The 13,091-nt window shown below is 65.8% G+C and carries 12 protein-coding genes; 6 read left to right on the forward strand and 6 right to left on the reverse strand.

What is annotated here, in order from left to right; all coding sequences use genetic code 11:
• Positions 1–12 precede the first annotated feature (12 nt).
• The 3 genes from WBP07_RS08490 (at position 13) to WBP07_RS08500 (ending at position 2,613) form a co-directional block, all read left to right on the forward strand.
• The gene (locus WBP07_RS08490; RefSeq protein WP_395395496.1) at positions 13–936 is read left to right on the forward strand and encodes a TIGR03619 family F420-dependent LLM class oxidoreductase; all 924 of its coding nucleotides are present in this window, start codon (positions 13–15) and stop codon (positions 934–936) included.
• A gap of 98 nt (positions 937–1,034) precedes the next feature.
• On the forward strand, positions 1,035–1,439 hold the full coding sequence (locus tag WBP07_RS08495; RefSeq protein WP_395332275.1) for a Zn-ribbon domain-containing OB-fold protein: 405 nt from the start codon (positions 1,035–1,037) through the stop codon (positions 1,437–1,439).
• A gap of 4 nt (positions 1,440–1,443) precedes the next feature.
• Positions 1,444–2,613, forward strand: coding sequence for a thiolase family protein (locus WBP07_RS08500; protein WP_395395497.1), 1,170 nt, complete (start codon positions 1,444–1,446; stop codon positions 2,611–2,613).
• Positions 2,614–2,899: 286 nt separating this feature from the next.
• Here WBP07_RS08500 and WBP07_RS08505 read toward each other — a convergent pair whose 3' ends face one another.
• Positions 2,900–4,054, reverse strand: coding sequence for an acyltransferase (locus WBP07_RS08505; RefSeq protein ID WP_395395499.1), 1,155 nt, complete (start codon positions 4,052–4,054; stop codon positions 2,900–2,902).
• Between the two features lie 237 nt (positions 4,055–4,291).
• Between WBP07_RS08505 and WBP07_RS08510 the strand changes: the two genes are divergently transcribed.
• Entirely contained in the window at positions 4,292–5,365 is a 1,074-nt protein-coding gene (locus WBP07_RS08510; protein WP_395395501.1) for a LacI family DNA-binding transcriptional regulator, read from the forward strand.
• Here WBP07_RS08510 and WBP07_RS08515 read toward each other — a convergent pair.
• Positions 5,352–5,843 (reverse strand): VOC family protein, encoded by a 492-nt coding sequence (locus WBP07_RS08515; RefSeq protein WP_395395502.1) that lies wholly within the window; start codon positions 5,841–5,843, stop codon positions 5,352–5,354. The genes WBP07_RS08510 and WBP07_RS08515 overlap by 14 nt on opposite strands.
• 189 nt (positions 5,844–6,032) lie before the next feature.
• Between WBP07_RS08515 and WBP07_RS08520 the strand changes: the two genes are divergently transcribed.
• Positions 6,033–6,974 (forward strand): GGDEF domain-containing protein, encoded by a 942-nt coding sequence (locus tag WBP07_RS08520; protein ID WP_395395503.1) that lies wholly within the window; start codon positions 6,033–6,035, stop codon positions 6,972–6,974.
• A 45-nt stretch (positions 6,975–7,019) separates the two neighbouring features.
• Here the strand turns inward: WBP07_RS08520 and WBP07_RS08525 are convergent, their stop codons facing one another.
• Positions 7,020–7,802 (reverse strand): SDR family NAD(P)-dependent oxidoreductase, encoded by a 783-nt coding sequence (locus tag WBP07_RS08525; protein WP_395395504.1) that lies wholly within the window; start codon positions 7,800–7,802, stop codon positions 7,020–7,022.
• A 196-nt stretch (positions 7,803–7,998) separates the two neighbouring features.
• Here WBP07_RS08525 and WBP07_RS08530 point away from each other — a divergent pair, with 196 nt between their 5' ends.
• Positions 7,999–9,219 (forward strand): CaiB/BaiF CoA transferase family protein, encoded by a 1,221-nt coding sequence (locus WBP07_RS08530; protein ID WP_395395505.1) that lies wholly within the window; start codon positions 7,999–8,001, stop codon positions 9,217–9,219.
• A gap of 388 nt (positions 9,220–9,607) precedes the next feature.
• On the opposite strand, the gene WBP07_RS08535 is transcribed toward WBP07_RS08530, so the two are convergent.
• From WBP07_RS08535 to WBP07_RS08545, 3 genes are all read right to left on the reverse strand, one after another.
• Positions 9,608–10,783: a hypothetical protein gene (locus tag WBP07_RS08535; RefSeq protein WP_395395506.1), complete on the reverse strand. Its 1,176-nt coding sequence runs from the start codon at positions 10,781–10,783 to the stop codon at positions 9,608–9,610.
• 363 nt (positions 10,784–11,146) lie between these two features.
• On the reverse strand, positions 11,147–11,938 hold the full coding sequence (locus tag WBP07_RS08540) for an enoyl-CoA hydratase-related protein (RefSeq protein ID WP_395395507.1): 792 nt from the start codon (positions 11,936–11,938) through the stop codon (positions 11,147–11,149).
• Between the two features lie 24 nt (positions 11,939–11,962).
• On the reverse strand, positions 11,963–12,943 hold the full coding sequence (locus WBP07_RS08545) for an NAD(P)H-dependent flavin oxidoreductase (protein ID WP_395332253.1): 981 nt from the start codon (positions 12,941–12,943) through the stop codon (positions 11,963–11,965).
• Positions 12,944–13,091: the final 148 nt, after the last annotated feature.

The raw sequence follows: 13,091 nt of genomic DNA on the forward strand, positions 1-13,091 counted from the left end.
GGGAGGGATCCAATGAAACTCGCATTCGCGATGCCGCACATGCTGGAACTAAAGGCGACGATGCAGCCCTGGGAGACCGCCGTAACCGGCGCCGACCAGACCGCGCTCGCCAAATGGGCGGAAAAGCTGGGCTTCGAGATGATCGCGGTGCCCGAGCATCACGTGATCCCCAAGGCCCATGTCGATCTCTCCGGCCCGTTCTACTTCAACGCCTACACCGCGATGAGCCACTTCGCCGGCGCGACCGAGCGTGTGCGGGTCAACTCCTGCATTGCCATCCTCCCAGCGCAGCATCCGATCGTCACGGCCAAGGCGCTGGCGACGATGGACTGGCTCTCCTCCGGCCGCGTGACGATCACTTTCGCGGTCGGCTGGCTGGAGGAGGAATTCGCCCTGCTCGGCATCCCGTTCCACGAACGCGGGGCCATGGCAGACGAGTACATCCAGGCCATCCTCGCGCTCTGGACTCAGGAAAACCCGGAGTTCGAGGGCAAGTACGTCTCCTTCCGCGATGTCGCTTTCGAACCCAAGCCGGTGCAGAAACCGCATATCCCGGTGTGGTTCGGTGGCGACGCCGACGCCGTGCTGAAGCGCACCGCGCGCCATGCGCAAGGCTGGTGGCCGTTCCTCACCAAGCCGGAGACGATCCCACAGCGGCTGGACTTCATCCGCTCCCAGCCCGACTACAACGGGCAGCTCTCGGACGTATTCTACGGCATTTCCACCGCCCGCGTCGGCGAGGGGCACAAGGTGCTGGATGCCGATCCCCGCGCCCGCCCCGGCCAGTCGAAAGAGGAACTGATCGCCCGCCTCGGCGAACTGGCGGACCTTGGCGTTACCTGGAGTTCGATCCCGATTCCGCCGCTTTCCGGCATCGAGGCCTATCGCGATTACACCCAGTGGATCGCCGAGGAGATCATGCCCGCCGTGTCGTGAAACGCCCATTGAAGCGCCGTCACGATCAATCCCGCCCCCGCCTTGACGCGAGAGCGCCTGCGCCGGACTTCTCATCCCAACGAATTGGGAGAGATACGATGAATCCACCGCGGCCAAGGCCGAAGCTGGACCAGGAGAACACCGCGTTCTGGACGGGCGGCAGCGAAGGCAAGCTGAACATCGTGAAGTGCGGCGATTGCGGTGAGTTCACGCATCCCCCGCGTCTGCTTTGCCGCCATTGCCAGTCCGAAAACATTGCGCCCCACGCGGTGCCCGGCACCGGCACGATCGACAGCTTCACGGTGAACCACCAGCCCTGGGCCAAGGATCTGGAAGTGCCCTACGTGATCGCCCGCGTGAAACTGGACGGCGCGCCGGGGGTCTACCTGACCACCAACATCGTGAACTGCCCCGTCGACGCCGTCGATTTCGAGGACAAGGTCCGCGTCGTGTTCGAAGAGCAGGACGGCATTTTCTACCCCCTCTTCGAAAAGGCGGACTGATCCGATGGCCAGCAAGGAAGCCTATATCACCGGCCTCGGCCAGTCCGAAGTCGGCGTGCGCCTGCCGCGCCATCCGCTGCTGCTGACGGTCGATGCCGTGCGCGAGGCGCTGGACGACGCGGGGCTAACGCTCTCGCAGATCGACGGCGTGTTCACTTACCCCGGCAAGATGAACGGCTACACCGCCTTCTCCCCCGTCAGCAGCGACGATCTGATCGAAGTGCTGGGCATCAAGTCCAAATGGCACCTCGGCGCTGCCGAACAACCCGCCCAGCTTGCCGCCATCGGCGCGGCGGTGATGGCGGTGAAGCAGGGCCTCGTCCGCCACGCGATCTGTTTCCGCACCGTGTACGAGGCCGGCGGCATGGCCGATCCGGGCACGTATATGTCCGGCGCACGGCAGGATACCGTCACTGGCTCCTCGCAGTGGACCAGCCCGTTCTGGGCCACCTCCGCCGCCTGCTGGACCGCGCAATACGCGGCACGGCACATGCATCGCTATGGCCTGACGCGCGAACAGCTTGGCCAGATCGCCATCAACGGATCGAAGAACGCCATGCGCAACCCGCGCGCAAGGGCGATCACCAAGGAAGAGCTGACGCTGGACAAGTACATGTCCGCAAGAATGATCACCACGCCGCTGTGCCTCTACGATTGCGACCGCTTCTCCGATGCCTCCACCGTGGTGATCGTCTCGGCCGGAGATGCGCTGGGCGACGTCAAAACCACGCCTGTGCGCGTGGCCGCCATGTCCGGATCGGTCGATCGCTACTCGTGGGATCAGGTCGAATGGCCCGCCGCCTATGAGACCGGCGCGGACCTCTGGACCCGCACCGATTACGCAGTGAAGGACGTGGACACCGCCCAGTTCTACGACGGTTTCGCGTTCCTACCGATCACCTGGCTGGAAGGCCTGGGCTTCTGCGAGAAAGGCGAAGGCGGCAAGTTCATCGAGGGCGGCACGCGGATCGCGCTGGATGGCGAACTGCCGCTCAATACCTTCGGCGGCCAGCTTGGCGCCGGGCGCCTGCACGGCTTCGGCTTCGCGCATGAGGCGGTGAACCAGCTTCGCGGCACAGCCACCGGGCGGCAGATCGCAGGCGATCCGAAGGTGGCGGTGGCGACTTCGGGCGGCGGCCCGATGGCGGCGGCGCTGCTGTTGGCGCGGGATTGATCGACCTTCCGGCCTCGCAGGCTCTCCTCCTGCGAGGCCGGGGGATTTCGAGTTTCGCCGCGACCTCAGCCGGGTGGCTTCTCCCATCGGGCGGCCACTGGCCTGCAACAAATAACCTCGTCGCCCCCGCGCAGGCGGGGATCCCGCTTCTTCTTCGCTCCATAGCGCTGTGGCTCAAGAAAGCGGGGCCCCCGCCTGCGCGGGGGCGACGGGTTTGTTGTTCGGAGACGAATGTGTCGGCTAGCAATGCGCGCCAGACAGAGACGATGACCGCCTCTAAACCACCTCAAGCCGCCGTCGAAACCGCAACCGTCTCCGCCATCTTGCGCGGCGCGCGGTGGCGCTTCAGGCCGATCAGCGGACGCAGCGGACCGATCTCTCGGCCGACGAGGTAGAATATCCACGATCCCGCCGCCACGGTGAAGCACAGCGTCAGGAATTCCGGCAGCGCGGTCAGGCCCATGTCGCGGATGGCATAGCTGACGAAGACCATCACCGTCTGGTGCGCGATGTAGATCGGGAACACCGCCTCCACCAAAGTGGCGCGCCACTTGTTGTCGAAGTTCCAGTAGCGATCGGCAATGCCGAACAGCGCGATCACCGTGCCCCAGCACTGGACCGACTTGGCGAACGAAAGCGGCTGCTCCCACTCGGCCGGGGTCGGCGTGTTGCCGGGCCAGAGCAACGTATCGCCGATCACCCAGGCATAGCCCAGCACGCCCAGCACCAGCGCCGCCTTCCACTGCTTCGCGATCGCCTGGCGCATCGGCTCGGACCCGCGTAGCAGGAAGCCGTAGAGGAACATGCCGAAGTAATGAAGGTGCGCCGCGCGGTCCACGAACAGGCTGTGGATGTCCGTCCAACCATCGTAGAACATGCGGATGCCGAAGATCAGCACGATGCCCAGCGGCAGCATCAACGGGCCGAACAGCAGCTTTTCCGCCTTTTCCCGCATCCACGCCCGCCACGCATCGGGCAGGAACATCAGCCCCGTGCAAAGCACCAGCGTGTAGACGAGGAGGTAGATGACGAACCATAAGTGCATGGTCGCCGGCAGGTCTTCGTAGCCAACCTTGCGGAAGCTGAAGGCGTCATGGAACAGGAAGTAGCCGTAGCCGTGCTCGTAGCCGCTGTTGATCAGCCCCATGTAGGGCTGCGGCGGCACCACGACCGTCAGGCCGAACAGCAGCGGAATGCCAAGGCGCAACAAGCGGCTTTTCAGGAAGACGCGGTTGTTGCCATCCTTCTTCAGCAGCGCCGCGCTGGCATAGCCGGAAATCGCGAATAGCAGCGCCAGACGCCAGGCGCTGAGGCCCAGCAGCGGGATTTCCGCCCAGCCCACCACACCGCGCGTGGGGGTCTGGAAACCCCACGGCGTGAACGAAAAACCGACATGGTAGAAGATCAGCAGGACGAAGGCGCCAACGCGCAGCCAATCCATTCCATAGTGGCGTTGCGACGGGGCGGGCTTCATCATACTCCAGTGGGAAGGGGCGGTTCCACACAGCGGGAACGCAGCTCACAAAGCATTCATGCTGGCGCCCACTTAGGGATTTCCGCGCTTTTCCGCAATGACGGGGTTGTATCATTCCGTCGCGTTTGCCGCGCGGCCTCGCCCGGACGGTGCAATCGCGGGACGGAATCCGATCAATCCGAAACGGATCGAACTGATCTTGGGATGGCGCCCGACCACCGCCATCATGGCCGCATGACGCCGCTCACTCCACGCCCGACGATGGACGATGTCGCCCGGATTGCCGGCGTTTCGAAGAAGACGATCAGCCGCTTCATCAACAATTCGCCCGACGTCAGCGCGGCGATGCGCGCCCGGGTGGAGGCGGCGATCGCGCAGCTTGGCTTCGTGCCCAATGCCCAGGCCCGCGCGCTGGCGCTGCGACGCAGCTTCCTTGTCGCGCTGGTTCATGACGGATCGGATCGCGGCGTCAGGGAAGCGGTGGAAACCGGCATGCTGCGCGCGATGGAGGGCAGCGAACTGGCGCTGGTGTTGCTTCCGCTTCGACGCGGCGGAACGGCGGAATTACGCGCCTTTCTGGACCGCCATGCGCCGGCCGGGGTGGTGCTGTTGCCGCCGCTGTCCGAACGCGGGGATCTTGCCGCGGTGTGCGACGCGGCGGGCACGCGGTGCATCCGGCTTGGCCATGATGGTGGCGATTCGGCGGCGGATGGCACCGCGCGCACGGCCATGGCCGATCTCGTCCGCTGGCTGCTGGACAACGGCCATCGCCGGATCGGCCTGATCGGCGGTCCGGAGGACTCCCGCGCCGCCCGGCAACGCGAACTGGGCTATCAGGACGCGCTAGCCTCACGCGGGCTGAACCGCGGGCCATGGTTGGTCGCGTCCGGAGACAATTCCTTCACCTCCGGCATGGAGGCGGCATGCCTGCTGCTGGAACTGAGCCCGCGCCCCACCGCCATCGTCGCCTGCAATGACGAGATGGCCGCAGGCGCGCTTGCCGCCGCCGCCGGAATGGGGATCGCGGTGCCCGGCGCACTCTCGGTCGCCGGGTTCGACGATACGCCGCTGGCGACGATGACCGTGCCGCCCCTCGCATCGGTTCACGTGCCATGGGACCGGCTGGGGCATGACGCGGTAATGCGGCTGGCCGGCGCCGCCTCTGCCCCGTCGCCGGAAACCGTGGCGCAGGCGAGGCCGGTCCTGCGCGCATCGGTGGCGCCGATCGGCGAAGCCGCGCGGGCGGACCTCGCCGCCCAAGCGGCTATCCCGCGCTGACGGTTCCCTTGCCGGCGCGCAATTCCTCCAGCGTGAAGCCATTCGCCGGCATGCACTGCTGCACTTCGATCACATTGCCCTCAGGATCGTAGCCATAGAGCGTGCGGACGTGGCCCACGTCCACGAAGTCGCGGTCGTTGAAGGTCATGCCGCAGGCTTTGAGATGGACGATGTCGCTTTCGATATCGGTCACATCGATGCACATGTGGGTGTAGCCGCGATCGTTGGGGCGCAAAGGCCGCTCTATATCCGATGGCGGCGCGGAATATTCGAACAGTTCCAGATAGCATTGCCCCGCGCGCAGCATCACGCCTTTCGCGGCGGAGCCGGGCACGTCCACGATCAGGTCCATCACCGGCTCTTCCGCCCAGCCGAAGCCGTCATCCACCGGTTCGAACCCGAAAGCCTCGCAATAGAAGCGCTTCATGCGGCCGATATCGCGGCAATTGACGCCCACATGGTGGATGCCCCGGATCATGGTCTGCTCTCCCTTGCCACTTTGCCGCGACTATCGGCGGACAGGTGCAAACGGGCAATCGGCACGGCTTGCCTGCCTCGGCGACATGCTTGCCTGTCGATGACGGTCATTCCGCATTTACCTTTTCCGTTTATTAACTTGAGTGCTTTCCCGGACACGCTATAGCTGCCCCCATCCGAGGACATTCGCTTGCTCCACTCGCCCATCGGCTCCCTGCCCAAAGCCGATTCGAAAACCGGACCCACCGCCAGTTCCGACGCCATGCTGTTCGCCAATGCAGCGCGCCTGATCGGGCTGGGCGCATGGTCGTGCGATCTTACCACGCAAAACCTGTCATGGACCGAATGCGTGTTCGATCTGTTCGGCCTGCCCGCCGACCGGCGGATCGACCGGCAAGAGGCCATCTCGCTCTATTGCGACGAATCGCGCGAGACGATGGAGCGCCTGCGCGCCCACACCATCGCCACCGGCGCGGGTTTCACGATGGACGCGCAGATCCGGCGCACCGACGGCGAACTGCGATGGATGCGGCTGACTGCTGCCGCGCGCATGGAAAATGGCCGCGCGGTCGAACTGTTCGGCACCAAGCAGGACGTGACCGAGGAACATGCCCGCTGGCAGCGCCTCCGCCACATGGCAGAGAACGATCCCGTCACCGGCCTCGCCAACCGCGCGCTGTTCGAAATGCACTTCCTGGACCGGCAGGCCGACGACCAGATGCTGGCGGACCTGGGAACGCTGGTGCTGTTCGACCTCGATTCGTTCAAGAAGGTCAACGATTGCTGGGGGCATGTCGCGGGCGACGCCTGCCTGGCCGCCTTCGCCCAGCGCCTGTCCGAATCCTTCCCGGAAGCACGCATGATCGCGCGGATCGGCGGCGATGAATTCGCCATGCTGCTGAACCGCACCGGCGAGATCGAGATGCCGGACCGCATGCTGCGCCGCCGGATGCCGCACCTGTTGACGCCGGTGCCCTGGGGCCGCGAATTGTTGCCGTTGAGCGCTTCGGCGGGGATCGCCCAAGTGCCCTGCCGCGTGTCGATGGATCCTGAAGTGCTGTTCGTTCAGGCCGACACCGCGCTTTACAGTGCCAAGCGAAAAGGCGGCGGCGCAATCATGGTCGGCGCGTGAGCGCGATCACGCCGAAGCCGATCGCGCCCTGTCCTTCCCGATATTTCAATCCGCGTCCGGTTCAACCCAGGTGGTGCGCGTCACGCGCGGGCTGAGGTATTTGGTCGCCGTCCAGCCGCCATCGACGACGATCGACTGGCCGTTGATCATCTCGCTGCCCGGCAGGCATAGGAACGCGATCACGCTGGCGATGTCCTCCGGCAAGGCGAGGCGCGGATAGGGCGTCGTCTCCACATTGGCGCGCTTGAATCCCTCGTCCTCGAACCGGTGACGCACCATGTCGGTCATCGTCACGCCCGGTGCCACGCAGTTGGAGCGGATGCCGCGCGGGCCGTATTCGCAGGCCATGTGCTCGGTCAGCGACTTCAGGCCGCCCTTCGCCGCCGAATAGGCGCCGCCGCGCCGCCCGCCGATATGCGCGAAAGTGCTGGTGACGTTGACCACGCTGGCCCCTTGCGAAAGGTGGGGGATCACGTCGCGGCAAAGCCGGAACGGCGCGACCAGCATGATGTCGAGGAAGTCGTCCAGCGTCTCGTCGTCGGTCTCGTCCAGCGGCTTGGGGCTGCCGACGCCGGCGTTGTTCACCAGCGCGTCGATCCGGCCGAACCGCTCCAGCGTGGCCTTCACGATCGCTGCCGGCGCGGCGGGATCGGTAAGGTCAGCACTGATCGCCAGTACATGGTCGGGATTGCCGATCGCGGCTTCCAGCGTCGCCAGCTTGTCCTTGCTGCGGCCGACGCCGACGATGGCGTATCCTTCGGCATGGAGGATCTTCGCGGTCTCCAGCCCGATGCCGCTGCCCGCGCCGGTGATGATCGCCGTCTTCATCGCATACTCCCGTATAAATCTTCGCTTCCGGCTAGGCGCTTTCGCCGCATCGGATAAGCCTGACCACGCCGGCAGCGATGCTTGATCGTCGCTGCGATAAGCGGGCCCGCTCGCCTTGGCCGCCCCCGAACGCGGGTCTAGCGTCGGGCCCATCATGAGCACGAACCCAAACGATAAAGCCGCACCAAACTCAGCTTTGGCCGGCATCCGCGTCATCGACATGAGCCGCGTCTTCGCCGCCCCCGTGGGCGCGCAGATCCTTGGCGATCTTGGCGCCGACGTCATCAAGATCGAACGCCCCGGCGTGGGTGACGACGGGCGCGGCTATGGCTTCTCATGGGTGCCCGGCAAGGACGGCGTGGAGACGCGCCATTCCAGCTTCTTCACCGTATCCAACCGCAACAAGCGCTCCATCACGCTCAACCATTCCAAGCCCGAAGGGCAGGCGATCCTCAAGGAACTGGTGAAGACGGCGGATGTGCTGATCGAGAATTACAAAGTGGGCGATCTGGGCCGCTTCGGCCTCGATTACGAGAGCCTGCGAGAGATCAATCCGCGCCTGATCTACTGCTCCGTCACCGGCTTCGGCCAGACCGGCCCGATGGCCGCGCGGCCGGGCTATGACGGGCTGTTTCAGGCCACCGGCGGCATGATGGCCGTGACCGGCATTCCCGAAGGCCAGCCCGGCAATGGACCGCTGAAGACCGGACCCAGCCTGGTAGACTTCGTGACCGGCCACAATACCGCGCTCGCCATCCTGGGCGCGCTGCAGTACCGCAACCGCACCGGCGAGGGCCAGTTCATCGACATCGCCCTGCTCGACAGCTCGGTGGCGATGGTCAGCCACATCATGCAGGACTACCTGATCAGCGGCCAGGCCCCTCCCCGCCTTGGCAACGGCGGCAACGGCGGCGGCCCGGCGGACCTGATGCGCTGCGCCGACGGCATCATCTACCTTACCGCCGGCACCGACGAGCACTATCGCCGCCTGACCGTGCTGATGGAGCAGCCCGAATTGTTCACCGACCCGCGCTTCGACAGCAACCTGAAGCGCGGCAAGACCAACCGCGCCGAACTGATGGACATCATCAACACCTGGAGCAGCGGCTTCACCGTCACCCAGATGCAGGACATGCTGGACGGCGTCGGCATCCCCGCCGCGCGCTACAACGAACTGGCGGACGTGTGGGAGGATGAGCAGGTCAAGCACCGCGAACTGCGCGCGACGACGCCGCATGCCTATGCGGAAAGCGGCACGGTGGACCTGATCGCCAGCCCGCTCGCCAAGATGTCGGCCAGCCCCGCAACGATCCGCATGGCCCCGCCGATGCTGGGCGAACACACCGCCGAAGTGCTCGCGGAAATCGGCATCGGCGAGGAGCGGTTGGCGGAATTGCGGGCGGCTGGGGCGATCTGATCGACGCTGGCGGCTTTTGGGGTGATGTCGGCGGGCCGACCGCCCTCCCGGGCCGCCGGCCCTGAGCCTCGAAAGGCAGGATGACACGTCCTGCTCCAACTGAGTCTGAGCAGGTCGGACCGACCGACCGGATCGGTGTTGCCTTACGCCATCGTCATCCGACCCAGCGATAAGGGTCAGCCACTCCGTCTACTTGATCGCCTCCAAACTCCGTCGCCCCCGCGAAGGCGGGGGCCCCGCTTTCTTGAGCCGCGGCGCTGTGGATCGAAGAACAAGCGGGCTCCCCGCCTACGCGGGGATGACGGGATATTGGTGACGAGGGCGACAGCACTCTGTCCGGCGGCCATCCAAGACCATCCAAGACCATCCAAATTCAGACCACCAAAACTCAAACCAACAGCCCCTTCAACGTCGCGATCACGACATTGAAAGGCATCGTCAAAAACAGCGCCGCCACGAACGGCAGCAAAGTCGCGACCGTCAGGACCACCACGCTGCGCGGATCCACCGGCACGAAGCGCATCGATTGCACGCCGCCGGTCACCGTGAACAAGTCCGCCGCGGCCGAGAAGTCGGGCGCTTCGAGTATCTCCGGCCGCTCTCTGGATGCCGCCTCCTGTTCCGCCGATCGCTGCCGGCCCAGCCATGTCGTCTCCAGCCGCGTGCCTAGGTCCGTCGCCAGCGCGCCATAGGCCATCGATCCCCAGCGCCAGGTCTGCATCATCCCGCCCGAAAACACGCATAGCGGCCCCAGGCAAAGCACGGCCACCAGCGCAAGGCTTCCCCCCGCCAGCAGCCAATCGGTAAACGAGGTCGAGGTGCCGAGCAGGTGGTCATGCCCCAGTCGCCCCGCCGCGATCGTGCCCAGCGCCATGCCGAACGCCGAATAGGCCCGCAACGATTGCCCCAGAAAGCCCAGCCCGCCGCACTGGTCCGGGTGCGAGGCGATCAGGTTGAGGTCCAGCCGCGAAAGGCGCGCCAGCAGACGCGCCCAGACCATGATGCGCCAGAACCAGCCCAGCAGCAGCGTCAGCAGCAGCGGCAGGCTGATCGCGAACTGCCAGAACCCGCCCAGCGACAGGACCTTCCCACCAGGGTCGCGCGTCCAGGCGGCAAGATCCTCGTTGATCGTCAGTCCGCTCAAGGTCGCAATCGCCACGGCAAAGGCCAGCATCACCGTGGCCACTTCCACCACGTGCAGGTCGAGCAGTCGGCGGCTGGCGGCAAGTTGTTCGCGCAGGACCTGCTTGCCGTGGTCGTCCAGCAGGCCGGCGCGGGCGAAATTGCCGGCGATCAGCCCCAGCCGCCGCCCGCAGGAACCATAGGCAACCACCAGCAGCGGCGTCGCCACCGCATACCGCGCGTGCACAGCGATGTCGTTAAGCAGATCGCGCAGGTCATTCGGCGCCGTCAGCAGAGTCAGCAGGAACAGCGGCAGCCAGCCGATCACCAGCACCAACAGCACGCGCGGCATCGGCCGGACGAACGGCGGGCGGGAGGCGCGCACGAAGTACGCCAGTCGGCGGGGCGGGCCGTGCCGGAACAGGGCTTCCAGGTCGGTCATGGCGAGAGCCTTGGCGCTGGCGCATCGAGTGCGGGGCCACCAGACTATCCAGCCGAAGGGATGCACCGAAATCGGGTGAAACCCGCAGGTTCCTCGATGGGCATCCCGGCATTCCCCAGTCGCGCGCGGGGGGCGGGAGGCGGCGTTTTCCTACACCGTGCCCCGCGCGCTATCCTTGGGCCGATGCTTGCCGCCCTGCCCTTGCCTCTTGCCCGGCGCTATCCCGCCGACCGCCTTACGCGGCGCACAAGGTTACACTTTGCCACTCAAGGTGACGGTTCAGGCCGCAAGGTGACAGTTTTCGGCCTGAACCGTGTCAACCGTGTCAACCTGCCCGTCATCTTGTACTCAGCCACCTTGCGCTCAGCAGCCCTTGAACGCGGCCGCTCGCTTCTCGGAAAAGGCGGTGACGCCCTCCACGAAATCCTCGGTGCGGGAGGCATCGCGCTGGCCAAGGCGTTCGTTGGTCAGCGCCTGCTCCAAGGTGCAATCGGTCGCCGCCCAGGCCACCTGCTTGATCCGGCGCAGCGACCACGGGCCCTGCGCCAGCTCGCCCGCCAGCGCCATGGCAGCGGCGTCCAGCTCCTCGTCCGGCACCACGCGGTTGACCAGGCCCCATTCCAGCGCCTTGGCGGCCGGAAGCCGCTCACCCAGCAGCATCATCTCCATGGCGCGCACGCGGCCGACGGCCTTGGTCAGCAGCCAGGAGGAGCCGCCGTCCGGCACCAGCCCCACATGCCGGAAGGCCTGCAGGAAAAAGCCGCTTTCACCGCACAGGATCAGGTCACCCGCCATGGCGAGGCCCGCGCCCACGCCCGCCGCAGCACCGCGTACGGCGGTGACGACCGGCTGGTCCATATCGCGCATGGCAACGATCACCGGGTTGAAGTGCCTGTCCAGCAGCGTGCCCACGTCACGGCGCGGATCGGCCAGCATGTCTGCCGCGTCGCCCAGGTTCGCGCCCGAGCAGAACGCCTTGCCCTCGCCCGTCAGCACCACCGCGCGCGCTTCGAACGAGGCGCGGTTCATGGCGTCGAACAGTTCCTCACCCATCTGGGCGGAGCCGGCATTGCGGGTGGCCGGATCGTTCATCGCGATCCGCGCGACGCCGTTCTCAAGGCTGTAGACGATCTTCTCGTAAGTCATTTCAGGCATCGCTCCGTCCCGTTCCGTGCCGGCTCAGACCAGCATCCGTCCCAACCGGCCTTTCACGATTTCCTCCGCATCGGCAACGATCCTATCGATCAGTTCCTTGCAGGTGGGCAGGTCGTGAATCAGCCCCTGCACCATGCCGGCCCAGAAGATGCCCTTGGTGAGATCGCCGCTCTGCAGCAGCTCGCGGCCAACGGCGCCGGCGACCAGGTGCTTGATGTCGTCGAAAGTCGATTCGGGGCGGGCGGAAATCTCGACCACTTCGTCGGACACACCGTTCTTGCCGACGCGTGCGGTGTTCTTGAACTTGCGGAAGATCAGGTTGGTGCCGCGCTCGTCGTTCTCGATGTACTTGGCCTTCACGTTGTCGTGGATCGGCGCCTCCTGCGTGGCGCAGAAGCGGGTGCCCATGTTGATGCCCTCCGCACCCAAGGCCAGCGCCGCGACCAAGCCGCGCCCGTCGCCGAAGCCGCCGCTGGCCAGCATCGGGATCTTCACCTTGTCCGCGGCAGAGGGGATCAGGATCAGGCCGGGAATATCGTCCTCACCCGGATGGCCGGCGCATTCGAAACCGTCGATCGAGATGATGTCGCAGCCGTGCTTCTCGGCCGAAAGCGCGTGGCGGACGGCGGTGCACTTGTGCAGCACGGTGATGCCGTGCGGCTTCACCATTTCCCAGATCTCGCGCACCTGCTGGGTGCCGGCGGTCTCGATGATCTTCACGCCGCCATCGATCGCAGCCTGTGCATAGGCCTTGTAGTCCGGCGGCAGCAGAGTCGGGAACACGGTGATGTTCACGGCGAAGGGCTTGTCGGTCATCGACCGGCAGCGCTCGATCTCCTCACGCAGCGCATGCGGGCTGGGCTGGGTAAGCGCGGTCAGCGTGCCGAGGCCGCCCGCATTGGACACGGCGCTGGCCAGTTCGGCCAGGCCCACGCCCTGCATGCCGCCCTGCACGATCGGATGTTCGATGCCGAGCATCTCGGTAACGCGGGTCTTGAACGCCATGGCTGTGAACTCCCCAAAAAGCCTCTTTCCGGCGGTCCTAGGGGGGATTGACGCACTTGGGGACACCGAAGGCGCATGGACCGAAGCAATTCGCGCAGGCGATGCAGGATATTGAAAGCCGCGATGTGCTACCCAGATTCGACATTCA

The sequence above is a fragment of the Novosphingobium oxfordense genome, from assembly GCF_044029435.1.
In the GTDB taxonomy this organism is placed as follows: domain Bacteria; phylum Pseudomonadota; class Alphaproteobacteria; order Sphingomonadales; family Sphingomonadaceae; genus Novosphingobium.